General features: G+C 41.9%; 21 protein-coding genes. 12 read left to right on the top strand and 9 right to left on the bottom strand.

Annotated features, from left to right (window positions below):
- Window positions 1-22 precede the first annotated feature (22 nt).
- The 6 genes from Q4567_RS08745 to Q4567_RS08720 all read right to left on the bottom strand — a co-directional run bounded on the left by Q4567_RS08745 (window position 23) and on the right by Q4567_RS08720 (window position 9880).
- Window positions 23-1324, bottom strand: coding sequence for a CynX/NimT family MFS transporter (locus tag Q4567_RS08745; protein ID WP_216049374.1), 1302 nt, complete (start codon window positions 1322-1324; stop codon window positions 23-25).
- A 63-nt stretch (window positions 1325-1387) separates the two neighbouring features.
- The gene (locus Q4567_RS08740) at window positions 1388-3847 is read right to left on the bottom strand and encodes a TonB-dependent siderophore receptor (protein ID WP_216049373.1); all 2460 of its coding nucleotides are present in this window, start codon (window positions 3845-3847) and stop codon (window positions 1388-1390) included.
- 151 nt (window positions 3848-3998) lie between these two features.
- The gene (locus Q4567_RS08735) at window positions 3999-6368 is read right to left on the bottom strand and encodes an acetamidase/formamidase family protein (protein ID WP_216049372.1); all 2370 of its coding nucleotides are present in this window, start codon (window positions 6366-6368) and stop codon (window positions 3999-4001) included.
- 216 nt (window positions 6369-6584) lie between these two features.
- Window positions 6585-7673 (bottom strand): acetamidase/formamidase family protein, encoded by a 1089-nt coding sequence (locus Q4567_RS08730; RefSeq protein WP_216049371.1) that lies wholly within the window; start codon window positions 7671-7673, stop codon window positions 6585-6587.
- A 117-nt stretch (window positions 7674-7790) separates the two neighbouring features.
- Window positions 7791-8591, bottom strand: coding sequence for a 4,5-DOPA dioxygenase extradiol (ygiD, locus tag Q4567_RS08725; RefSeq protein ID WP_216049370.1), 801 nt, complete (start codon window positions 8589-8591; stop codon window positions 7791-7793).
- Between the two features lie 86 nt (window positions 8592-8677).
- The gene (locus Q4567_RS08720) at window positions 8678-9880 is read right to left on the bottom strand and encodes an aromatic ring-hydroxylating dioxygenase subunit alpha (RefSeq protein WP_216049369.1); all 1203 of its coding nucleotides are present in this window, start codon (window positions 9878-9880) and stop codon (window positions 8678-8680) included.
- A 355-nt stretch (window positions 9881-10235) separates the two neighbouring features.
- On the opposite strand from Q4567_RS08720, the gene Q4567_RS08715 reads away from it, so the two are divergent.
- The 6 genes from Q4567_RS08715 (at window position 10236) to mutM (ending at window position 13711) form a co-directional block, all read left to right on the top strand.
- The gene (locus Q4567_RS08715; protein WP_216049368.1) at window positions 10236-10844 is read left to right on the top strand and encodes an NAD(P)H-dependent oxidoreductase; all 609 of its coding nucleotides are present in this window, start codon (window positions 10236-10238) and stop codon (window positions 10842-10844) included.
- Window positions 10845-10875: 31 nt separating this feature from the next.
- Window positions 10876-11682 (top strand): TauD/TfdA family dioxygenase, encoded by an 807-nt coding sequence (locus tag Q4567_RS08710; RefSeq protein WP_216049367.1) that lies wholly within the window; start codon window positions 10876-10878, stop codon window positions 11680-11682.
- Between the two features lie 217 nt (window positions 11683-11899).
- Window positions 11900-12136, top strand: a complete 237-nt coding sequence (gene rpmB / locus Q4567_RS08705) for a 50S ribosomal protein L28 (protein WP_008845260.1) — start codon at window positions 11900-11902, stop codon at window positions 12134-12136.
- A gap of 11 nt (window positions 12137-12147) precedes the next feature.
- On the top strand, window positions 12148-12303 hold the full coding sequence (rpmG, locus tag Q4567_RS08700) for a 50S ribosomal protein L33 (RefSeq protein ID WP_216049366.1): 156 nt from the start codon (window positions 12148-12150) through the stop codon (window positions 12301-12303).
- A gap of 137 nt (window positions 12304-12440) precedes the next feature.
- A complete protein-coding gene (locus tag Q4567_RS08695; protein ID WP_216049365.1) occupies window positions 12441-12899 on the top strand; it encodes a hypothetical protein in 459 nt (152 codons plus the stop codon).
- Window positions 12899-13711 (top strand): bifunctional DNA-formamidopyrimidine glycosylase/DNA-(apurinic or apyrimidinic site) lyase, encoded by an 813-nt coding sequence (gene mutM / locus Q4567_RS08690; RefSeq protein ID WP_216049364.1) that lies wholly within the window; start codon window positions 12899-12901, stop codon window positions 13709-13711. The genes Q4567_RS08695 and mutM overlap by 1 nt, the downstream gene beginning before the upstream one ends.
- A gap of 476 nt (window positions 13712-14187) precedes the next feature.
- Here mutM and coaD read toward each other — a convergent pair whose 3' ends face one another.
- On the bottom strand, window positions 14188-14676 hold the full coding sequence (gene coaD / locus Q4567_RS08685; RefSeq protein ID WP_216049363.1) for a pantetheine-phosphate adenylyltransferase: 489 nt from the start codon (window positions 14674-14676) through the stop codon (window positions 14188-14190).
- 205 nt (window positions 14677-14881) lie between these two features.
- Between coaD and Q4567_RS08680 the strand changes: the two genes are divergently transcribed.
- Genes Q4567_RS08680 through Q4567_RS08670 form a run of 3 tightly spaced genes read left to right on the top strand, consistent with a single transcriptional unit; the run spans window position 14882 to window position 17924 of the window.
- A complete protein-coding gene (locus Q4567_RS08680) occupies window positions 14882-16330 on the top strand; it encodes a capsule assembly Wzi family protein (protein ID WP_216049362.1) in 1449 nt (482 codons plus the stop codon).
- A 32-nt stretch (window positions 16331-16362) separates the two neighbouring features.
- Complete coding sequence (locus tag Q4567_RS08675; protein WP_303500098.1) at window positions 16363-17142, top strand: glycosyltransferase family 2 protein; 780 nt, start codon at window positions 16363-16365, stop codon at window positions 17140-17142.
- 5 nt (window positions 17143-17147) lie between these two features.
- The gene (locus Q4567_RS08670; protein WP_216049361.1) at window positions 17148-17924 is read left to right on the top strand and encodes a glycosyltransferase family 2 protein; all 777 of its coding nucleotides are present in this window, start codon (window positions 17148-17150) and stop codon (window positions 17922-17924) included.
- Between the two features lie 16 nt (window positions 17925-17940).
- Here Q4567_RS08670 and Q4567_RS08665 read toward each other — a convergent pair whose 3' ends face one another.
- Window positions 17941-18657 carry a 3-deoxy-D-manno-octulosonic acid kinase gene (locus Q4567_RS08665; protein WP_303500097.1) on the bottom strand — a complete coding sequence of 239 codons (717 nt, stop codon included), beginning with the start codon at window positions 18655-18657 and terminating at the stop codon, window positions 17941-17943.
- Window positions 18658-18740: 83 nt separating this feature from the next.
- On the opposite strand from Q4567_RS08665, the gene Q4567_RS08660 reads away from it, so the two are divergent.
- Entirely contained in the window at window positions 18741-19781 is a 1041-nt protein-coding gene (locus Q4567_RS08660) for a glycosyltransferase family 9 protein (RefSeq protein ID WP_303500095.1), read from the top strand.
- Here Q4567_RS08660 and Q4567_RS08655 read toward each other — a convergent pair.
- On the bottom strand, window positions 19769-21043 hold the full coding sequence (locus tag Q4567_RS08655) for a 3-deoxy-D-manno-octulosonic acid transferase (RefSeq protein WP_303500125.1): 1275 nt from the start codon (window positions 21041-21043) through the stop codon (window positions 19769-19771). The two genes, Q4567_RS08660 and Q4567_RS08655, sit on opposite strands and share 13 nt — an antisense overlap.
- A gap of 243 nt (window positions 21044-21286) precedes the next feature.
- Between Q4567_RS08655 and Q4567_RS08650 the strand changes: the two genes are divergently transcribed.
- Together Q4567_RS08650 and Q4567_RS08645 are read left to right on the top strand one after the other, a co-directional pair.
- Entirely contained in the window at window positions 21287-21724 is a 438-nt protein-coding gene (locus tag Q4567_RS08650; RefSeq protein WP_216049359.1) for a hypothetical protein, read from the top strand.
- 3 nt (window positions 21725-21727) lie between these two features.
- Window positions 21728-22909, top strand: coding sequence for a TonB-dependent receptor (locus Q4567_RS08645; RefSeq protein ID WP_303500094.1), 1182 nt, complete (start codon window positions 21728-21730; stop codon window positions 22907-22909).
- The last annotated feature ends 10 nt before the right edge of the window (window positions 22910-22919 follow it).

Genomic DNA, 22919 nt, shown 5'->3' with positions numbered 1-22919 from the left:
ATTATAAACTCCTGAATAACAACTATTTGCTGGCTACTTTAGCGGCAAGCATATTATTAATTGATGGGTCAGATGGGGGCGTTTCGGTTACTTTTTTCTGATTTAGTCTTGGCGGACGCATGAATGCAATGCCAACTAAAACCAGCATGGGCAATATACCAATCATTACGAAAGGCGGTACAAAGGTACCTGATACATCGCGCATACGACCACTAATTATTGGTGCTGCAGATGCGATAGTTGCACCAATGTTCATTAATGAAAATAGAGGTAAATAAGGTCCGGTTCCAAAGTATCTTACAAGTAAAACTGTGCAGGATAGGAAGGTAAGACCAAATCCAAAACCTATGGCAAAGGCGAAGAAACCTAAGGTCACTAATGTTTGACCAAAACTTAAGGCAAACATTCCGCCGGCCAATAGAAGTAGTGCAACTTGAAGCATTACTTTTGGATCAAAAAACTCACCGATAAAGCCGCCAACGACACGGGAAATAGCATTACAGAAAGCTTCTGCGGACAACAAAGTACTGGCTAAAGCGAAAGTGATTCCCACTTCAGTCATATGTGCTACCGAGAAGCTGTTGACTGTAATTCCCACAAATAACACTGTGGAATACGCTACGAGTAGTAAAATGTATTGAGGGGTGCGAACCGCTTGTTTAAATGTCCAAGTTTGTTCGGTTTCGTAAACCCGTTGTTTTTCGGTATCCACTTTTTCTTGTTTAGGAGGTGTTCTTAATCGATTGGCGTCCGTGAATAACAGCGATAGCAGCATTAGCCCTACTGAGATTACAATTGCTGCCAGCATAACCAGCCAATGCAGCCGCCAGTTTCCTAGCACATTGGTTGCCATCCAAACAACAATGGGTCCAACCACGCCACCTAGACCGCCTACGGTATAATAAAAACCGAAGGCCGTTGAACGTCTTTTGAAAAAGTGAGTGATGATATAAGTACCTGGTACTGAACCTACAAAGGTATATCCAGTGCCAGTGAGAATGCATCCTAAAAAGTAAGTTATAGGTTCCGTTGTTAAAAACAAAACAACAAAACCAACCGCCAATAGCAATAGACCAATAATCAGCGTAGTGGCAACACCCCATCTTCTAATTGTCACTGTAGGTAAGTACCCACTTAGCCCGCAAGCCACGCCCAGAAAAGTAAATCCTAGGCCTGCTGTGGTCCAATCCCAACCTAACTCAGTGACCATTGCTGGTAGAATAACGCCCAGTGAAGTAAAGGTTGCGGCGGTGACGACAAAAAAGCTTAAACTGAAGGTGCATAAAACAAACCATGCTTGTTTGTCAGCGCTTAACTTACCCATAATGATCCTCAAAGTGTGCAGTGTGAATACAACAATTTTTCAGCTGCACACAGATATTTCTATTTAAAAAGCGTAATTGACTGTTGCTCGCCATTCACGTCCCTTACCAGGTAATACGGCCACGTCTCCGTATAAATCCTGTAGTGATGTAAAGTAGGTTTCGTCAAATACATTGTCTATATTCAACATCAACGACCAATCACCATAGTGAGCGAAGAACGAACCCTGCACAGTCAAATAGCTTGGATACTTAACAGAATTTTCTACCAAGCCGGAGGATTCTGATACGTATCGTACCCCCCAAGTTGAACCAATACTGTCAAAAACTCCTGCTTCACTGGCATAAGTCGCATAGATACTAGTGACTGCATCCGGTATGCGCGTATCTTCTAACTCTCCTAAGTAGTAGTCGCTACCCGTTGCTGCATACATGCTGCTAGCAAAGCTCAATGCTGCCACCGAGATGCCATAGTTATCGATATCGTTCAAGCCAATATCTCGCGGATTAACAATGTAATAACCGGCAAAGCCGTCAATGTATTCGGTTTTTTGTTTGTTACTGGTAATGCTAAAACTTAAATTTTCACTGGCTAGAATACGCAGTTCCAATTCAGTACCTTCACTTCGAGTGCGGCTAACGGTGCTTCCCCCGACAGTGCTCAACTCGGTTCTTTCTTGTCGATAGCCAGAGATAGAGCCGGTGACAATGCCTTCGAATAATTCGAGTTTAACACCGCCTTCGAGCAATTCGCCGTCAGATAACCACTCGCCATTCGCAATCAAGTCCGGTGATACGTCACCTGCTTGACTAAACTCGATGGCTGAAGATTCTGCGTAGCTTATATAAGGTCGAATACCCGACTCTAGGTCTAATAACAACATCGCACTGAAGGTAAACTCACCGTCTGTATCTTCAGCGTAGGTTTCTGTCGCGTAAGAATAGGTAGGATCGCCATTCTCAGTAGACTCGACGTCGTAGTAATCGTAGCGACCACTTAATGACAAATTCCAAATATCCATTGCGGTTAAGTCGACCATCGCAAACGCAGAGTTATAGCTCCATTTTGATTGGGTATCTAAGTCCCAGAAAAAATCAGAGTTAAATGGAGAGCCAATAATGTCGTTTGGCATCGCACCTACAGAAATATCTCTGCGGTTGATGGCAATTTGACCACCATTATAGGATTCTTTTCTACGCGCATCATAATAACGGCTGCTTACACCTACGTTATAGGAACCTTGAATTGCGTCACTACTGCTGCCAAAGGCACTGATATATGAAACACGAAGCTCCGCTGTTTTGGCTAAATAATCTGCGGGGAACCCATAACTAACAAAACGTTGATTATCTAAGTAATCAGCAAATAGTTGCAGTTTTAGTTGGCTGTCATCGTCATAGGTCTTGATAAGATCGACAAATCCAGTAAAGGTTGATGTATCAGAAAAGTCGCTGTCACTTGTATACACATTGTGACGAGATAATTGTGTGGTGCCTACATTGCTATCTAAAGCTGCGACGTTCGCATCAGCATATAAATAAAAGTCTGGATAAGACGTCAATTTGGCAAAGTAGGTAGGATCTTGTGCAGATAGTTCCGCCCATTCCATTTGACCATTACCATTGGTATCCACTAAATCCGTATCACGGCCGGTAATATAAGTCCCATTATCAATTAATTCTTGGGTTACACGATTCCATCCAGGAGTTTGCACGTAGCCTTCGGCATTATATGCCATTAGGCCAGCAACTAATGTCCAGTTATTGCTTAACTCAAAGTCTGCAGTTACTTGCAGCATTTGATGCTCTGGCTCAATACCGTCGTAATAACTACCTGAATCTTCTATTTCAACATAGGTATAAATGCCGCCTTCTGCGTCACCCACATTAACAGGTACACCAAATTGGAAGCTTAAATTCTTTTTGTCGTATGAACCTAGGGTCAGTTGTACTTCACCAACCGTTTCTGGCAAGTAGCCTCCACTTTGACTTAATCTGGCTGTTTTCGGTTCAAGGTTAAGCAAGCCACCAATTTTACCTGGACCAAAATTAGCCGTAGGAGGACCTCGAAGAATATCAACTCTGGATGTTGAGCCGATTGGAGTTTGATAAGTACCGCGGTTTTCAATGCGTTTAAAGCCATGGAAATAGGTCTCTGCCAATGTTCCCCTCACATTTAAAGCACCCTCTACACCGTAGAAAGAAGCGGTAAATGTACCTGGAGCTACAGCAGTAAGATCATCTACAGTAGTTACCCCAAATGCCTTCAATGTTTCATCACTGACGAATGTTGCCGAACGAGGCGTTTCGAGTAATGACTTCTCGAAGCCGAACAATAAGCCGCTGGGTTGATTCTCAAGAAAGCCCGCAATATCTCTTTTTGCGACTACTGATACCACCTCGATAGAGTCTAAATTTTCTTCATTTTGTGTTGTTAACTCTTGTGCCATTAACTCAGTGCTAGCGCCATGCATCGCAACTACAGCTAACGAAACTGATTTAAAGAGCTTATTCAATTTGAACATAGTGTGAACCCTTCTGTTTTTATTTTCGTTTTTGCTGCTGGGTATTACACTAACAACTTACGTGTCATCACTTTTGTAGTTATCCGTCTAAGTACTTGACTATTTGTGTAACTCGACGCTTTATCCTTTTAACGTTGGTAAATTTATCAACCTAATCTGTGTTTTCAGCCAAATTCGTGAATATTCCTTTCGGGATAGCTGCATGCACTCCCCAATTACCATCAACCACCTGAGTCACGCCAAAGTCCACAGCAACAGACAATAACGAAATAGCTTCATCTTCACTTAGGTTTTGCGAATTCATTAAAAATCGACGCGCTTTTCTAAACGCGTCTCGCATAGCCAAGTCAATTGTTGATTGGTTATAAATTTCACTTTGGGCATTGCTGCCCAGTTCTTTTAAATAATTAGGGTGACTGAACCCTAAAACAACCCATTCATCGTCAGTTTCGATTAACGGGAAGTCCATATCAAAATATTGTCCGGGTAAGTCGGCTTGTTTGTGCAAAATAACTTGGAATTCTCCCGTTAATGAGCACTCTATCGCCGTTCCGCATAGCTCAGAGTCTCCTTGACTCGCATGAGGATCACCCACTGACAGTATACCTCCCTTAACGGCCACAGGTAAAAATACTCTGGAGCCTTTGCCTAAACGCCAATTGTCTAAATTGCCACCTTGATTAGATGGTGGAACAGAATCGACCAAGTCAGCATGATTAGGTGCTAACCCAATAGTACCAAAATGTGGCCTAAGAGGTATTTCTACATTTTGTAAAATGTCGAAGTTTTTTTGGGTCTTACTATGGTCAACTGGTACACCTGGATAATCTATGCGCTCATGGGTAACCCCAAATGGATCTGTTTGCGGTATCCAACGATAATTATACACAGCGTGCGCACAGCTGGGTTTGTCTGATTCGTCAATTTCGTAGATAGTAACCACTTCTCTAGGCTTAGGTTCAGTGAGCAAATCATTGTAATGAAATCCCCAGAAAGTAGCGGCGTTAGAGCCAAAACTGCGGCCTTTGAACTGGTCACTGTGATTGTGTCGAGTATGAATATCTAATATTCGTAGCTCGATTACATCCCCAGGCATGGCTTCATTTATGTATATGGGGCCAGTACAAACGTGGACTCCAAATCCTTCCCCCGCGCCTCGACCGTAAATGGAGGCATCCATGGGACCTGCACCTCTGCGATCAACATTTTTCTGTTTAGATGTCCATTTAAAAACACTCTCGGCACCGGGATCATCTTTTATCATCCGTTCATAGTCGTCGTAGGCGTGGTGGGTGAGGGTCTCTATTGTTACCTTTTCATGGGAATTCATATACAGCACTGGAGTCAGTTCACGGTCGAAAAAGCCCCAGTGAATAGTATCTTTATTGACTGGAATGTAATGATGAACCGAAGATGCTTTGTCTTGGGCTAATTTAAGCGCTTGCGACTGTTTGGCCATTGCCGCCACATCAACTTGAGGCTTATTGCCGGTGTCTTCGCGGTTTTCGGTGGTACTCACACCTATGGGGCGGCCTCTGCTCTGCTTTAATTCATGCTCTTTCGCGGCCTTCTGTTTAGAACGTTTACGATATTCTCTGGGAGACATTTTTACGTAATCACGAAAAGAACGACTAAAATAAGCTGAATCGTTAAATCCCCAGCGGAAACAAATTTCAGAAATAGATAATTGCGCATGCACTGGACTATCGAAGTCATCTTTACAGCGCTCTAAACGCCGATTTCGAATGTAGCGGCTGAAGCTCTGATCTACCGATTCAAATAATTTCTGCAAGTATCGGGGAGACACTTTATGTTCACTGGCTACTTCATTTAAGTTCAAATCTGGATTGGATAGTCGGACTTCTATACTTTGGCAAATTCGATGTAATAAAGCGGCTTTTACTCCAGCCGAACCGCCGAGAGAGCGGGTATCTGCTTCTGGAAATAGCGCTGCGATTAGAAATTCAGGAATAGCCATTTCTAGTGGACGTAGCTGATCTTCAGTCATTTTTTCCAAATTATTAGCCACTGAAACTAGCATCGCGGCTAATGTTTGAGCAGGACCTGAATGCCCCGGTAAATGCAGCATGTGTGAAGGAAGAGGAGCGATTAAACGTGCATTGAATGCGATATTTGGTACGGTCACGAATAATTGTCTGAAATCAGAATGTAAGGTTAGTGAGGTTTTGGAACCCATAGCGCCAAATACAATATCACCAGGTAAAACCTCAAAAGACCGATTCCCCTCTCTAATTGTCATTCGCCCTTCGAGGGGGAAAGCAACCCAAACACCATTATTGGTATTTTCTTTTTTAGCAATAATATTCTGCGATGCCGAACTAATTCGAGTGAATTCAATCCCGTTAGGCGTGGTTAAATTATGCATCACAGCATAAAAATCCTCTAACTTGCCCTTATATTCACAAAATAAACCGAGTTTTTCTAACGCCCCCTGCCAACTAGGAAGTCGTTCAATTTTAGAATGGGCATCGGTGGAATATTCCCAACTTCGACTAAGCATAATTTTCTCTCTTCAAATTCTCGTGACTGCACGGATAGCAATTTGTATTTTTACGTAACGGATTGGTGTTACTAGGAAAACTTTTTCTTTAAGGTTAGGTAGCAAAGCAAGTTACATACCACAGCAGGGGAGTTGTGAAGCAAAGCATGAAATGAGAATGATTATAAAAAACGCACGCTCAAAGAGTATGCGTTCAGTGTGAGGATTCAACAGCCTTTAGTCTGAATCAGGCTCACCGGTGTCTACGATACTACGTGGTATTTTAACGTGAACACCCTGTACACTATCTACCACTTGAGTTACCCCGAAATCACTGGCAACACTCATCAAAGAGTAGGCGTCGTCGCGGCTCAAACCTCGATGTTCTGAAAGCAATTCAAGCATATCGATTGAGGCATTTTTCATAGCGACATTGAGATCTTCGTCAAAGCCATGTACCACAAAATAATTTGGTGTTTCTAACAGCGGGGAAGGGAATACAAAGTCTTTGCGCACAATGATTTGCATGGTGACATCCAATGAGGCTTCAATTGCAGTGCCACTGATTTCACCATCACCTTGTGATACGTGGGGGTCGCCAATAGAAAATAATCCACCTTCTACCTGCACCGGATAATACATGGTAGAACCTGCACCAATCCGCCAGTTATCAATGTTACCACCATGTTTACCAGGTGGAATAGTGCTCACTCTGCCACTGACATCCGGTGCCACTCCAGCAGTGCCTAAGTGAGGGCGAACAGGCACTCGGACGCCATTTAAAGTCGTTTCTCGTTCACATTCAGGACACTTAGTTATCGTTCCAGGCGTTAAATATTTTCCCTTAAAGTCATAAGCATAGTGACCATGAGCTTGCATACTCGCCATGTCTAAACGGTAAATGGTGACTCGTTCTTTTTGTTCGAATTCATCATATAAGTGTCCCCAGTTAGCTGCTAAGTTTGAACCATAAGAAAAGCGCGGACGCATCGACAAATAACGAACCTCTAGGATATCACCAGGTTGAGCACCTTCGACAAATATTGGTCCTGTCATTAGGTGGACACCAGGGTTTCTGTCTGCTTCTGGAATGCCGTCCCATATGGCTTTGAGACTATCATCCATCATCAAGTCAGGCGCATCGCCAGCATGATGGGTTATGGCTTCCGCCTGAATGATATCACCACTTTTCACCTTTAATGCTGGCGCTTCGGTTGCAGAAAAGTAACCCCAATGACAGTTTTCCACTGTGGCTTTTAAGGTGTGCATAGCGCTTGCTTGACAACGATCCTGTTCTGACAAATCGTCAGTTTTCAACAGTGACATAAACTCTCCTTTCAATTATTTAGTTTGTCTTAATGGAAATAGTATTTTTCCAGATTAAGGGCTGAGGAGGTTTATTACTTGACTGTTTACGCCAGCTTAGTTGTGTGAAATAACCTTTTAGCTAAATACTACCGTCGTCATATCTAATGAGCCGTATTCAACGTAAGCAGTTTCAAAGCGCAATTTATCGTCAGGCAAGCGTGCGCCCAATACATAAAGTATCGGCAAAAAGTGATCTGGACTCGGAACTGACTCATTGGCATCTGCACCAAGGGCAGTGTACTGCACTACTTTTTCGGGGGTATTCTCGACAATCGCAGTACGCATCGCATCACCAAAACGTTTCGCCCAAGCATAGGTTCTATTGCGACCACCCCAATCCATGGCTGGTAAGTTGTGTACTATATTGCCACTTCCCATTATCAAGTATCCTTGCTGGCGAAGTTGCGCAAGCTTTTGACCTATTCTAAAATGAAACTCTGGTGTTTGTTGACGATTAATCGAGAGTTGCACTACGGGAATATTGGCTTTGGGGTAGACTTTAGCTAAGACGCACCAAGCGCCGTGGTCAAATCCCCAACTGTCATCCAGTGCCGCGCCTTCTTCAGATAAAATGGAGACCAACTTTTCAGCTAATTCCGGTGATCCTGGGGCTGGATATTGCATTTCATACATGGCTGGTGGAAAGCCCCCAAAGTCGTGAATCGTGCGAGGTTTAAGCATCGAAGTAACGCCCACACCTTGAGTGTACCAATGGGCTGAAATACATATTATGCCTTTTGGGGCTGGGAACTCTTGCCCTAGACGTTGCCACATTCTTGTTGCTTCATTGTCTTCAAGAATGTTACCTGGACTGCCATGACCGAAAAAAATCGATGGCATGGTGTTCGTTGATTGATTATCAGATTGATTTTGCATGGATTTTACCTACCAAAAAGTCATATACCATTTGCATGGCATATGACGAAATTTATTTTTGCGTACTGTAGAAATTACGATATTAATTAAGCACTCTGTTTAATCGGAATGATCTGTTTAGACTTGTCCCAACAAGATTGATAACGCTCTACTAACCATTCATTTAATAGTTGTTGTGCCTTTTCTTGCCAAGAATAGCGGCCTCTGGGAGCGAATCTAGAGGTTAAGCCAACTTGTACTAATCTATCGACATGCAAGTCCTGCTCTGTAATTTCCATGGCAGCTTTCATATTAAAATCTATTTTGTCTTCAAACAAAGGATCTTTCATTGCTCCAGGAGCAACCAAGTAGCCAATGGTCATACTATGACTGTCAGCGGATTCTGCATGCAAGATTAAGTAAATAATCATGTCGCTAGTCATCACCAAAGATAGAGTTGGCGGCAAGTTGGCAAACACCGCTTGGTGGCGGTCTTCGTCAGTTAAATTAGGAAAAATTGGTAATATCGCTTTTTGCAGTGGATTAAAAGCTGCGTCAGGGTGATTGGTTCCATTTAATCTAACATAACCTGCTTCACCTGCAGGCATTTCTGGAAAAACTGACTTTTCGCTAGGAATAAAGTCGTGCAGGGGACCTTTGTGAAGTTTGGTTGCATGATATCCGTCATTATTGTTTTCCATCATCACTTTCCAGTTCCAGTTGTATTTCTCTGGCGTCATGGGTCTGGGGCCTTCGGCTTTTTCCAAGTCGTAATTTTTTAGATATTTAGTGACTTCGGTTAATCTTGATGCCAATGGCGCTGCATTTAGGTCAAAATTAACAAAAATAAAGCCTAACCAGACTTCAACTTTTAGTTTTGGCAATGCAATATCATCACGACTAAAGTCACAGGTCTTATTCATTGCAGGAGCTCCTGACAAAGTGCCATCTAAACGATAACCCCAGTGATGATAAGGACACAAGAAGGCCTGTGCGTTACCGTGGCCCTCAGCCACTAACATTGCTCTATGTTGACACACCGCCGACAAAGCATGAATTTCTTGGGTTCTATCTCTACATATAATCAAAGGTTCGTTGACGTGAGTGACAGTGAAAAAATCACCGACTTTGGGAATCAACGATTCACGCCCAACACACAGCCACTCGTGGTTAAATAAAGCTTCTTTTTCGAATTCAAAAAATGCTTGATCAGAATAACATTCTGGAGGTAACGTTTCCGCTTGCTCAACTTCTAATGTGGAGCTGGCCAAACTGGCAAAAAACTCTTCGTCGAATACTTTTTTCATCATGCGCTATTTCCCAATGCTATTTTTATACTTGTTTAGTATTTTTGTTGAAGAGAATATCGATACAGTCTCTTTGAAACAGAAACTGATTACTTCCCAAACTGGCTCTAGTATAAAAATTTCATAGCGGCGTATCTTGGACGTATCCGTCAAACAAGTTGTAAAAAGACGTCTTTGGGTTTGCTTTATTTCGGGGGGATGATGGTCCAATGCACCAGGCTTGTGCGCAACTGCACTGATGCAATGCGAAATTAGCGCAACTCTTTTGGCAAACACAATTTATCGGGCGTAAAAAATCAAGAACTTGTGGCATGGCTTGTTTAAATTTAACTTAAACATAGCTAATGAAGACGTAAATATGAAAATAGGTATTATCTGCGGTAGCCAACGGGTTAAATCGCAAACCAGTAAAGTGGGTTTATATATTCAACAAACGTTAAACTCGCAAGATGTGAACACTTTTTTATTAGACTTAGGTAAACAGCCCCTGGCTAATTTCGATGATAGCTTTTGGTATGAAAAACAAGGTAGTTTACAAACAGCCTGGCAACCCATTGCTAAAGAATTACAAAGTTGCGATGGATTTATTGTTCTCACTCCTGATTGGCATGGAATGGTACCTAGTTGTTTAAAAAACTTTTTCTTATTCAGTAGCGCCGCAGAAATGGCCAATAAACCCGGTTTGATAGTCGCAATATCTGCTTCCGTCGGGGGATATTTACCGGTGGCAGAATTGCGCATTAGCAGTTACAAAAATAATAGAATTTGTTGGATACCTGATCATATTATCGTGCGCAACGTAAAGCTTTGTATGAATGATACAAATCCACCTGAAAACCAAGATGACATTTATATTCGTAGTCGATTACAGCATTCTATTAATTTGTTAACCGAATATGCTAAGGCGTTGAGCGCAGTTAGAAATAGCCAAGTGGCAGATTACAAAACCTATCAATACGGTATGTAAGCACAATCGTATTCAACTTAAAGGTAATTACATGAGCAGCATCACTGTCACGCCAATGACAAAAAATATTGGGGCGATTATCGGAAATGTGGATTTAACTCAACCATTATCTGAACAACAGCGTGCGGATTTAAATCAAGCATTGATGGATCATCAAGTTATCTTCTTTCGTGACCAACCATTGAGTCACGACCAACATCGAGAAGTCGGGCAAGTTTTTGGTGATCTTATTGTGCATCCAGGAGCACCAAGCATTGAAGGGTACAAAGATATTGTGGCGATACATGCAGATAAAGAGTCCAAATATGTGGCAGGCGATAATTGGCACTCTGACCTGAGTTGCAACCCAGAGCCTCCTATGGGCTCGATGTTGTATTTACATACTCTGCCATCAATTGGTGGCGATACGCTGTTCTCATCGATGTACGCAGCATACGATTCGTTATCTCCAGCCATGCAAGACTATTTAAGTGGACTCGAAGCCGAACATGACGCAAATCCTGTCTATCACAGTATCTATGGTGATTATGGTACGGCCTATCCATGTAGCCGCCATCCAATTGTAAGAACCCATCCGGTGACCGGAAGAAAAGGCATTTTTGTCAACGCTTCTTACACTACTCGAATTGTGGGTCTATCGAAAACCGAAAGCGATGGCATTCTTAAAATGTTATTTGAACTGGCAAAAGATCCCAATTTCCAAGTGCGTTTTAGCTGGCAGCCTCACTCAATTGCGTTATGGGATAATCGATGTACCCAACATTTTGCGGTTTGGGATTACTTCCCTGAAACGCGTTCTGGCTATCGAGTTACAATAGGCGGGGATAAACCATATTGAGTGGCAAAGCACCGGATATCCCATGTAACTAGGGTTGTAAGCTGGCTTGCAACTGAGTAAAGATAAGATCTTTTTCACACAAAAGCCTTGATCGTGACGGTTATATGCTGTATAAAATGCGCCCTCTTGTCACTACCGCTATGCGTTTAGTGTGATTTATTGCTTTTCTTAAATATAGCGAAGCTAATTGTTAAAAGTTGTTTTGGAGACAAATACGATGTCCAGAGTATGTCAAGTAACTGGTAAGCGCCCAGCGGTAGGAAACAACCGCTCTCACGCGAAAAATGCGACCCGTCGTCGCTTTTTGCCAAATCTTCAAACCCACCGTTTTTGGGTTGAAAGTGAAAACCGTTTCGTTAAATTACGCCTAACGCCAAAAGGCATGCGTATCATCGATAAAAAAGGTATTGATTCAGTTCTTACTGATATTCGTGCCCGTGGCGAGAAAATTTAAGGAGCCCGACCATGCGTGATAAAATTAAATTAGTTTCTTCAGCGGGTACTGGCTACTACTACACCACTGACAAAAATAAACGTAACATGCCTGGCAAAATGGAGATCAAAAAGTTTGATCCTAAAATTCGCCAACACGTTATGTTCAAGGAAGCCAAAATCAAGTAAACCTGCTTGTTTTTGTCTCCCGAAAAACCCGGTTTATGCCGGGTTTTTTGCGTTATTTAACTATTTGTTCATAACTTTTGAATAATCGCTATAATTCATTCTTTATTGATTCTACTTATCCTCAATTCAGGTTAAAAATGCGTTTATCACGAAAAGCTTGGAACAATGTCATTATCATCAGCATGTTGTTAATGATTTTTTTATTCAACTCCACCAATAATATTCTCACCGGTGGGGATGATGGCGAGCTGCAAGCCAGCATGCTTCCAAGCGGTTCTAAATTGATGACTTTGCAAATGCCCATAGTGACCATGGAGCGAATTGGCCAAGGTTGGCGAGCTAGGCCATCTGAAAAAATCACCGAAGCGCAGATGTTAGCGATAGCGAAAAATTGGGAAACTGCAAAAATGACACCCTTCGAGGGTGATCTTCCGCAACAAATGCCAAAAATAGCCATTGCTTGGTTGGCAGGAGAAAATAGTGGTCGTGTATTTCAGCTTTACGAAGATGGTGATAATACCTTGGTGTTACATCAACAACAGTTATTTGAGATTCGCGATATACCCATTACAACATTGCTACTAGAGACTTATTAATGCCTGAGTTACCCGAAGTTGAAGTGAGCCGCCTAGGTATTTCTCCCCATATGATTGGCAAGACCATTAGCCAAGTCGTTGTTCGTCATAAACAACTTCGTTGGCCGATACCCGATGAAGTGCATTTAACTCATGGCTTGGTAATCGAAAATATTCGCCGTCGTGCTAAGTACCTGTTAATTGATACTCATGCAGGCAGCATAATTCTGCATTTAGGAATGTCAGGGCGGTTGCGGGTTATTCCTACTAATACACCCTTGCAAAAGCATGATCATGTGGATATTCAATTAACTGATGGATTGTGTTTACGTCTCAATGATGCCCGTCGATTTGGCGCGTGTTTATGGTTAGATAAGCAGCAAGAGTCTCATGCATTATTTAGTAATCTTGGACCTGAGCCACTCACCGATGACTTTGACGCTCAGCGGCTTGTTGATATGTCACGGGGAAAGCTGGTGCCTGTGAAGAGCTTTATCATGGATAACAAAGTTGTTGTTGGGGTGGGAAATATTTATGCAAATGAATCATTATTTTTGGCTGGAATAGATCCGCGGCGTCATGCGGGGAAAGTCAGTAAAAAGCGTTATTTTGCGTTAACCCCCATTATTAAAGACGTTTTGTCCAAGGCCATTGAACAAGGTGGAACTACCTTGAAAGATTTCGCCCAAGCCGACGGTAGTCCTGGGTACTTTGCCCAAGAATTACGGGTTTATGGTCGCGCTAAACAACCATGTGTGAGTTGTGAAACGCCACTCAAATCAGTGGTTATCGGGCAACGTAATACCTTCTATTGCCCCACCTGCCAGCGTTAAGTTGTAGCATGGCCTTTAGGCCATAGAAGGTCGCACAATTGCACGGGGTTAAAACACCCGCCTACAACAGACATTGCTCATGTAGCATGGCCTTTAGGCCATGGAATATCGAATGATTGCACGGGGTTAAAACACCCGCCTACAAGAGACATTTCTCATGTAGCATGGCCTTTAGGCCATGGAAGGTCGCACAATTGCACGGGGTTAAAACACCCGCCTACAAGAGACATTTCTCATGTAGCATGGCCTTTAGGCCATAGAAGGTCGCACAATTGCACGGGGTTAAAACACCCGCCTACAACAGACATTTCTCATGTAGCATGGCCTTTAGGCCATGGAATATCGAACGATTGCACGGGGTTAAAACACCCGCCTACAACAGACATTGCTCCCGTAGCATGGCCTTTAGGCCATGGATTGTTGACAAAAATGGACAAGGTTAGAGCGGCGGGGCTAACGCATCCGCCTACAATCTATTAAGCGTCTTTGTGGAACTTTTCAGTCAAGGCTTTTTGCACAACGGGGTGACAAAAGCCATCCACTTTACCGCGATGTTTAGCCACTTCTTTGACTAATGTTGAAGAGATAAATGAATTTTCTTCGGCGGGTGTTAAAAATACACTTTCTAACTTTGGATTTAACCGTCTATTCATGTTTGCTAACTGGAATTCATATTCAAAATCTGAAACTGCTCGCAAACCACGGATTAAAATCGATGTATCTAAACTATCCGCAAAATCTGCCAAAAGCCCAGTGAAGCCGACAACATTCACGTTTTCCAAGTGAGATGTAACTTGCTTTATTAAATCAACTCGCTCTTCTAAGGTAAAAAGAGGTTCTTTACTTGGATTCGCAGCAATAGCCACTGTCACCGTTGAGAACATTCTCGCGGCTCTTTCAATTAGGTCAGCGTGGCCATTAGTGATAGGATCGAATGTGCCTGGATAAATGGCTTTTGTGTGCATATTAACAACTCAATGAAGTTCAATAATTAAAGCACACAGCTTATAATAGACCTAAGCATAAATCCAAGGGTGAATAGCCCTAACTCATCATCAGAGTTTATGATGAGTATTCATCAACTAACAGAATATACCGGTGATTTTTCACTTATTAGCTTTGTTGGTACTTAACTGGCGTTAAGGTTACTTATATTATGGAGCGTTTTTAGTGCCTAAGTGCATTCAGTTTTGCTTATTGTTTTTAATTTTTTCTGGACAGAGTTCCGCATCTCCTTGGGTTGGTACCACAGATCCGCAATTGCATTATGATGTGCAAATACTCAGTGAATTTGGTTATTTAGATAGCGTTACCACGACTTTTCCTATTCCTTGGAAAGGCATCTCGGAGCAGCTATCGCAGCTTGATACTGCCTCTATGCATCCGTCTGCAGCCATCGCAGCGAATCGCTTAAAACACTATTTAGTGCTGCAAAAGCATAAAGATACATTTTCGTCGGTGACCGCATACGGTGCGACTGAACGCACCCGTTATGCCAGTTTTGATGGTCAGCAGGGGGAAAAGGGACGTCTCAATATTAATTCTGAAACGCGAGTAGGAAGATTGGCTGGGAAACTATCAGTCAATTTTGAGCCTAATGGCGAGCAGAATTTAGATCAAAGTTATTTGGCATACCAACTTGGTGATTGGAATCTTCGTTTAGGCTCTATCGATCAGTGGTGGGGACCATCTCACGGCAATAGCTTAATATTATCCAACAATGCACGTCCAATACCCACATTGGCATTATCTCGCTCTCGAACCTCAAAGTCTGATTCTAACTGGTTGTCATTCTTGGGTCCTTGGTACGCCACTGCGCAGGTTGGACAGTTAGAAGATAGCCGTGATGTACCCGATGCAAAAATATGGGCTAGCCGCTTTACCTCCCGTCCCATTCCAGGACTAGAAGTCGGCCTTTCTTGGTTAGCTGTATGGGGTGGTGATGGCCAACCAGACCGAATGAATGACTTTTTCAGAGTGCTTACTTTTCAAAAACGTTGTTCTGATGGTGCTGATGAATGTGAGCCATCTATGGAAACTCATATCGGCAGTCATTTAGCAGGCCTTGATGCTAAATACACATTTCGCGTTCTACAACATCCAGTCAGTATCTACGGTCAATATGTAGATGAAGGAGACTCCAGTGAATTTAACGTCAGTAACCAAGCTCGCAGTGTTGGTATATCTAGTTACCTGTGGGATGCAAAAGTCTACCTAGAAAATAGCGATACCAACGTATCTTGCGACGACGCCATTGTAGACGTAACCCATTGCTATTATGAAAGTGGCACCTATTCCTCTGGGTATCGTTATTACACCCGAGAACTGGGCGAAGATCGCCAAACCGATGCACGTATGACATCCTTAGGTATTCTAAAACACTTTGCCGATGGTGATGTGTTCGAAGCCGCCATTCGTTATATTAAAATTGACGATGCTGGTGCTGATGTAGAGCAAGTCGGACTTACTGAAAAAATTACTCAGCTAAGCGGATATTATCAAACTGTGTGGGGACACTGGCAAGTCAAGCTAGGCGCTGTTCTTGATGCAAGTAAGGTGAATCAGCAGGACTCTGAAAACGACTTTACAGTTTTTTCTGAAATTAAATACAGCCTGTAACTATTAGAAATTCGAATGAATAAGAGCCGCCAATGACTAGACGCAAAATATCCTGTTTCATGATCGTATGTAATGAAACTGACAGAATTGAAGCAAGTTTAAAGCCCCTAGCGGGTTGGGTTGACCAACTGGTAGTGCTCGATTCTGGCAGTACAGATAACACAGTAGAACTGGTCAAAAAATACACGGACAAGGTCTATCAGACCGATTGGCCAGGATTTGGCGCACAGCGTAATCGTGCTCTTACCTATTGTGAACATGATTGGGTGCTGAATATTGATGCTGATGAGGTTATTACCGAAGAGCTCAAACAAGAAATTGATGATGTGCTAAGCGAACCTAACCTAGATGCTACTTTTATCAAATTTCCTTGGCACACCTTTTTATTCGGCAAAACCCTCAAACACGGTCGTTATGCATCGCCGCAAGGTAAGCTATTTCTCAAAGAGGGCGCTAATTTCAAACATCGAAGTGTACATGAATCTTTAGAAATGCCGGTAGAAAAAGTCCGCATATTGAAATCGCCGTTACTTCATTATAGTTGGCGAGATTATTATCATGTTCAAGAAAAACACCTGAAATATGCGGTTTTAGGTGCCGGTGATAAAGCTAAGAAAAATAAAAAATCGTCTTTGAGCTTTGCTGTACTGCGATTCTTTGTCGACTTCATTCAGCAATATATTTTTCGATTGGGTTTTTTGGACGGAAAACGTGGATTTTTAATGGCGATAATTTTAGGGCAGTATGCTTTTCATAAATACGCCGCTTTGTGGGCAGTCAATCAACAACCTGACTCAACCGAAGAAGATTAATCGTCATGTCTCATACACCCATTAGCGTTTTTATTATTACCCTCAACGAAGAAAAGTACCTTAACCAAGTGTTAGAGAACCTTCGAAATTTTGATGAGATTATACTTGTCGATTCAGGCAGTACTGACAATACGGTTGAAATCGCTAAACAATATGGTGCCAAAGTGTATCACCAAGATTGGTTGGGGTTTGCTAAACAAAAGTCCTACGCAATGTCTTTATGCCGTAACGACTGGGTACTAAATGTTGATGGTGATGAGATTCTTAGCTCTGAATATGTTAGTCGGATTCAATCGGTAGTGGATGAAAAAAGTGCGGATGCCTATCGATTGTATTTTGAAGATATATTTTGGCAATTACCAATGTCCGCCAATTCGAAAAAACGCTCTATCGTTAGGCTCTACAACAAACATAAAGTCCAATTTCCAACCGATCGCTTAGTGCATGAAAACGTAAAGGTAAGTAAAAGCGCGAAACAACAAGATATGTCAGGCTTGGTCATACATTATGGATATCAAAGCACTGAAGTGCTCATGGAAAAGCAGAATAAATACTCTTCTTTGAAAGCCCAAGAAAAGTTTAATAAAGGCAAAAAGCCTTCTTGGCTAAAATTGTTTTTGGTGTTCCCTCTGATGTTTGTAAAAGCTTATTTTATTGAACGAATGTTTCTTTCCGGTCGTCGAGGGCTCGTTCATGCCTATATTTCAGCAATGTATGGCTTTTTAAAAGAAGCGAAATTACACGAATTGCATTTTGTGAATAAAAATAACAGGAAGAAGTAAGCGAGTGATTGTGAAATTAGTGGTTTTTATAGCCGGCTTGCAAAAATAGCCAATCGCTTTGTTGAAAGTTGTAATTATCGATTTTATTTGTCTCTTTATTAAGCGATCTCAGAAGTCGTTCTAAATTAATCTGTTTCCACGACTCCCCGGCTTTTTCTGCGCACTTATCGAAATCAATCAACCAGATTTTACCAGCATCATCGAGCATGATGTTGTGGATATTTAAGTCGTGATGATAAATCTGTTGCTGGTGGAATTGAGCAATGGTTTTCCCGATGTTTTTCCATTCTTGTTCAGATAACGCCCGATTTTGCAAAACATGATGAATATCTTGGGCATTTGCAATTTTAACAGTGAGCAAATCGGCTTGATAATAGATGCCCTTTTTAATAATGCGATAGGCAACCGGAGTGGGGGCAGGCAAACCCATAGCGTTCATCTTTGCCAATAAATTATATTCTTGAAATGCGCGAGTAGACTCAAGGCCTAAATATAAATATTGATCGCTGAGCAATTTACCAATCAAACCACCACGACGATAATGTCTGAGCACCAATTCATGTTGTTCGGTTTGAATAAAGTGTGTTGTACCGCGACCAACTGCTGAGCCGATAATCGCATTTTTTTGCTGCCAAAATATTGGTGAAAAGTAATCAGACTGACAATTAGGCAAAAAACACGGATCAAAGTAGATTATTTCTCCTTTTTTATTGGTTTGCTCTGCATCTGTCATATAAATTCTGATTCGCCCTTGTGTAATGGTATGAATTGTAATGAAATTGGACACATATTACAGCAGCAATCGAACCTACTATTGTGAATGTCCAAAAACTCTGTCTTCTGCGTCTATCAGCGATTGGTGATGTTTGCCATGCCGCAGCTATGGTAGACCGAATTGTTAAACATGCTCCTAACATCCAAATTACTTGGATCATTGGCAAGATTGAGTATCAATTATTGAAAGGTATGCCAAATGTACGTTTCATCATTTTTGATAAAAAAATGGGAAAAGATGCCTATGTCAAACTCAAAGATGATTTGAATGGAGAAAAGTTTGATGCCTTGTTTTTAATGCAGGTGGCATTTCGTGCCAACTGGGCGGCGAGATTAATCAATGCTACAACGAAAATAGGCTTTGATTGGGCTCGAAGCAAAGAATTACATTGGTTGTTTGCTAATCGGCGCATAGCCGCACAGCAGCACGCCCATGTTTTAGAGGGCTTTATGGGGTTTGCTGATAGCATAAATGTGCCTTCACCTAACAACGTGAGTTGGTCCATTCCACTTGCTGATGACGAGCAAAAGTTGGCTAAAGATCTGCAAGCAGAGCTTAAATCCTATGTGGTAATCAGCCCCGCTGCTAGTAAAGCGGAAAGAAACTGGTTACCGGAGCGATATGCGAGCATAGCGGATTATTTAACTGAAAAAGGGATTAACGTTGTTTTGTGCGGAGGTCCAGCTGATTTAGATAAAAGTTTAGGTCAGCAAATTGAAACTCATAGTAAGCATAAAGTTACAAATTTGATTGGTAAAACCTCGCTAAAACAAATGCTAGCAGTGCTTAAGTTCGCGAAATTTGTGATTGCTCCTGATACTGGGCCAGCCCATATGGCGACTACTGTTGGCACTGACGTAATTGGCCTGTATGCACACAGTAATCCTCGCCGGACGGGGCCATATTTAAGTTTGCAATATGTGGTTTCAGTTTACGACCAGGTTATTTTGCAACAAACCGGTAAAACTTGGCAGCAGCTTCCTTGGGGAACCCGGGCAAAAGGTCAAGATTTGATGAAGTTAATTGAAGTGGAAAAGGTTGTTGAGCAAATTGACAGGCTGTTATCTGCTCAAGGCCGATGAGTATTTATTAGTTCAATGGTTTTTTGCAGCGCTCCTCTATTGGATTTTATAACATCGTAACCCTTCTGGCCGGCGGAAATACGCGCTTTATCGTCAACAAGCCAATGACTAACTAAATCAACAATATCTTGGCTAGCAGTGACTAAGAATAGATTACCGCTTTGTTTTAAAGATTCACATATAGCAGGGTTATTGTGAATGTGGTTTCCCATCATTGTGGGGATTGCAGCCACTGCCGCTTCCAGTGGATTGTGTCCGCCTTTCGCTGCAATGCTACCACCGATGAACGCAAAATCAGCATAATGATATAGGTCGGTTAAAACACCCATTTGGTCAACTAAAACAATGTCGGTATGGCGCACACTCTTGTTTGTTTGAGACGTTCTGGAGACGCTTAATCCAGAGCCGCTGAGCAACTCATAAACTTTATCAAAACGCTGAGGATGGCGCGGAACTATCATTAACAGTAATTCAGGAAACTGTTTGATAAGAGACTTAGTGGCTTCAACTAAAATTTGCTCTTCTGGATCGTGGGTACTTCCAGCAATAAGTATTTTTCGCTTTTCATGCTTAAATTTCGTGACTAAGGGTTCAGCTGCACCACTAATAGTATTTTCCAATTCAAATTTAATATTGCCGGTAATCGTCAGTTTATCTGCGGGGATGCCCAGGCTAAGGTAATTTCGGTAATCTCTTTCTGATTGGGCACAAACGTGTTTGATGGATTGCATCATTGGACTGATCAACGCAGCCATTTTTTGATATCCGCGAACAGAGCGATCGGTCATTCTGCCGTTGACCAAAATTACCGGAATTTGACCTTTCACACATTGCCTTATCATATTCGGCCACAATTCAACTTCTACCACCAAAACTTGTTTTGGACGAATTTTGTTTAACATTCGTTTCATCATCCATCCCAAATCAAAAGGTAAATATAAATGCTGCACTTTCTCACCTAAAAGATTTTTCACATTAGCTGCCCCTGTAGGGGTAGTGGTCGTGACTGTTACGTTTAGGTTTGGATCTTCGCGAAATAATTTTTCAATTAAACTAGCAGCTACAGCGACTTCGCCCACTGAAACACAGTGAATTAATATCTCCGATCCCTTTACAGCTTTGGTGTAAATCGAGAAACGGCTTAAACGATGTAAATTAAATTGTTTTTTGCGCAAACTAAAATTGACTAACCAATGTATAAATAAAATAGGAATAACCAACGATAAAGTTAATGAGTACAGCCAGCGGCTACAAACTAGCATCGTAGAATTTAAAAATGAAGACTGTTGAGAGGGTGATTGAGTCATGCTGGTAATTATTATACTCTGTCGGCATATGATTAGTAAAAGTCGAATAATCGCATTTAAAGGTCGTTTTTTAGCCAAAGTGACTGAAAACAGTAAACGAAAACTAATATTAACTCAAAAAAGCATGCGCAAGTTCTAAAAAGATAAACTAATCTTAATTTCTCAGGAGAAATCCTGTTTAGAGGAAAGGTGAAAGGATTGTTAAGTAGACTGGCTCAGGTCACTTTTATTTTATTGACCATATTATCAACTGCAACTCTGGCAGAGGATAGGTCAATCAGTGTTTTAGTTAACAGTGATGTAAAAACGGAAGAACTGACCCCCGCTCAATTGCGCAAAATATTTTCGATGCGACAAACTGTCTGGCCGGATGGACAGCCTATATCTGTGTTTGTATTAAAAACCGATAATCCAGCCCATCAAGCACTTTGTAAAGATGTCCTTAAAATGTTCCCTTACCAAATAGAAAGACTGTGGAATAAGTTAGCTTATTCTGGATTAGGAGATAAACCCAAAGAGCTGAAAAGTACCAAAGAAATGCTTAAAAAACTCCGCTCTACCCCCGGTGCCATAGGTTATGTACTCGATGTTAGCAGCACCGAGAAAGTCAAAAAAATAAAAGTAATAGGAGAATAGCAGATGAAATTATCGGTAAATTTGCTAGCTCTATTTGGTTTTACCTTATCCGCTTTTTCGTTTAGCGCGAGTAGTTCAGACAACTTTAATTGGCGTGGCTTTATTGCTCAAGGAGTGATTCAGGCACAAAACTCTAATTACATTGATGACGAAGGCGACGTCACCTTGAAACTGACAGAGATAGGTCTCAATGGATCTTATACTTTAGATTCCAACTTTAGAGTTGCGGGACAGGTCGTTTATTTAAACGGTGGTAATCGTTATCCTGAGGGATTCCGAGTTGACTATTTATTTCTAGATTGGCGCGCTATTAGTACACTAGATTGGCAGGTCAACGTGCATTTAGGCAGAGTGAAAAACTATCATTGGTTGTACTCATCCACTCGGGATGTACCCCATACTAGACCAACCATCATTCTACCTCAGTCCATCTATTTTGACGCCTTCAGAGATGTGGCACTTGGAGTTGATGGTGTGGCGTTAGTTGCCAACACATCAAATACTTTGGGAGACTGGGAATTCAATTGGAGTTATGGAAGCTCGCCCATCAGTCAGGAGCAAACTAAGAATTTGATTGCAGAGATTGCCACAGGAGACATTGAACAAAAGTTTGTGCATCAAGGGAATTTCGTTTGGCACAACCAAGCTGTGAAGTTTAGCGTCGGATTGTTGGATTCCAAATTTAAGTATAATAGTGGCGAAAATGATGCATTTTTTGATGGTGACGCACAAATCCAACGTTTTATGCTTCAGGGCACTTATGAGACTCAAAATTGGCAGTTAGCTATGGAATTATACAGGGAACGGAGTATCTATAGCAACCTAGTTTATTTGGGGTTCAATAACGACTCCCACGGTGAGGGGGGGTATATTCAAGGTCGTTACAATGTAAGTAAAGACATTAGCTTAACTGCAAGATTGGACATTTTTGATTTAGATCGCAAGGATCGAAGTGGTGAAGCTAGGTCGGCGCTATCTGGTGGCATTGTGCCAGCGTACTTTGGCTATCAAGATCAATTCACCTTAGGGACTAGCTGGACTTTTTCAGAAAATTGGCAAGTCCAAGCCGAATTTCATCGTGTCAAAGGCACTGGGCGTTTAGCTCCTGTTTTTATGCCCAATACGATCCAGAACGACCACAAATATTGGAATATTTGGGGCGTTCAATTAGCCCATTGGTTCTAACATGAAGTCT

The organism is Aliiglaciecola sp. 2_MG-2023 (assembly GCF_030548145.1).
GTDB classification, from domain to species: domain Bacteria; phylum Pseudomonadota; class Gammaproteobacteria; order Enterobacterales; family Alteromonadaceae; genus Aliiglaciecola; species Aliiglaciecola lipolytica_A.
This window is presented reverse-complemented; position numbering and strand designations above follow the sequence as displayed.

Excerpts from the sequence above, each read along its gene's own strand:
- Q4567_RS08745 (WP_216049374.1), bottom strand. The coding sequence starts at position 1,324 with ATGGGTAAGTTAAGCGCTGACAAACAAGCATGGTTTGTTTTATGCACC.
- Q4567_RS08740 (WP_216049373.1), bottom strand. The coding sequence starts at position 3,847 with ATGTTCAAATTGAATAAGCTCTTTAAATCAGTTTCGTTAGCTGTAGTT.
- Q4567_RS08735 (WP_216049372.1), bottom strand. The coding sequence starts at position 6,368 with ATGCTTAGTCGAAGTTGGGAATATTCCACCGATGCCCATTCTAAAATT.
- Q4567_RS08730 (WP_216049371.1), bottom strand. The coding sequence starts at position 7,673 with ATGTCACTGTTGAAAACTGACGATTTGTCAGAACAGGATCGTTGTCAA.
- ygiD (WP_216049370.1), bottom strand. The coding sequence starts at position 8,591 with ATGCAAAATCAATCTGATAATCAATCAACGAACACCATGCCATCGATT.
- Q4567_RS08720 (WP_216049369.1), bottom strand. The coding sequence starts at position 9,880 with ATGATGAAAAAAGTATTCGACGAAGAGTTTTTTGCCAGTTTGGCCAGC.
- Q4567_RS08715 (WP_216049368.1), top strand. The coding sequence starts at position 10,236 with ATGAAAATAGGTATTATCTGCGGTAGCCAACGGGTTAAATCGCAAACC.
- Q4567_RS08710 (WP_216049367.1), top strand. The coding sequence starts at position 10,876 with ATGAGCAGCATCACTGTCACGCCAATGACAAAAAATATTGGGGCGATT.
- rpmB (WP_008845260.1), top strand. The coding sequence starts at position 11,900 with ATGTCCAGAGTATGTCAAGTAACTGGTAAGCGCCCAGCGGTAGGAAAC.
- rpmG (WP_216049366.1), top strand. The coding sequence starts at position 12,148 with ATGCGTGATAAAATTAAATTAGTTTCTTCAGCGGGTACTGGCTACTAC.
- Q4567_RS08695 (WP_216049365.1), top strand. The coding sequence starts at position 12,441 with ATGCGTTTATCACGAAAAGCTTGGAACAATGTCATTATCATCAGCATG.
- mutM (WP_216049364.1), top strand. The coding sequence starts at position 12,899 with ATGCCTGAGTTACCCGAAGTTGAAGTGAGCCGCCTAGGTATTTCTCCC.
- coaD (WP_216049363.1), bottom strand. The coding sequence starts at position 14,676 with ATGCACACAAAAGCCATTTATCCAGGCACATTCGATCCTATCACTAAT.
- Q4567_RS08675 (WP_303500098.1), top strand. The coding sequence starts at position 16,363 with ATGACTAGACGCAAAATATCCTGTTTCATGATCGTATGTAATGAAACT.
- Q4567_RS08670 (WP_216049361.1), top strand. The coding sequence starts at position 17,148 with ATGTCTCATACACCCATTAGCGTTTTTATTATTACCCTCAACGAAGAA.
- Q4567_RS08665 (WP_303500097.1), bottom strand. The coding sequence starts at position 18,657 with ATGACAGATGCAGAGCAAACCAATAAAAAAGGAGAAATAATCTACTTT.
- Q4567_RS08655 (WP_303500125.1), bottom strand. The coding sequence starts at position 21,043 with ATGCTAGTTTGTAGCCGCTGGCTGTACTCATTAACTTTATCGTTGGTT.
- Q4567_RS08645 (WP_303500094.1), top strand. The coding sequence starts at position 21,728 with ATGAAATTATCGGTAAATTTGCTAGCTCTATTTGGTTTTACCTTATCC.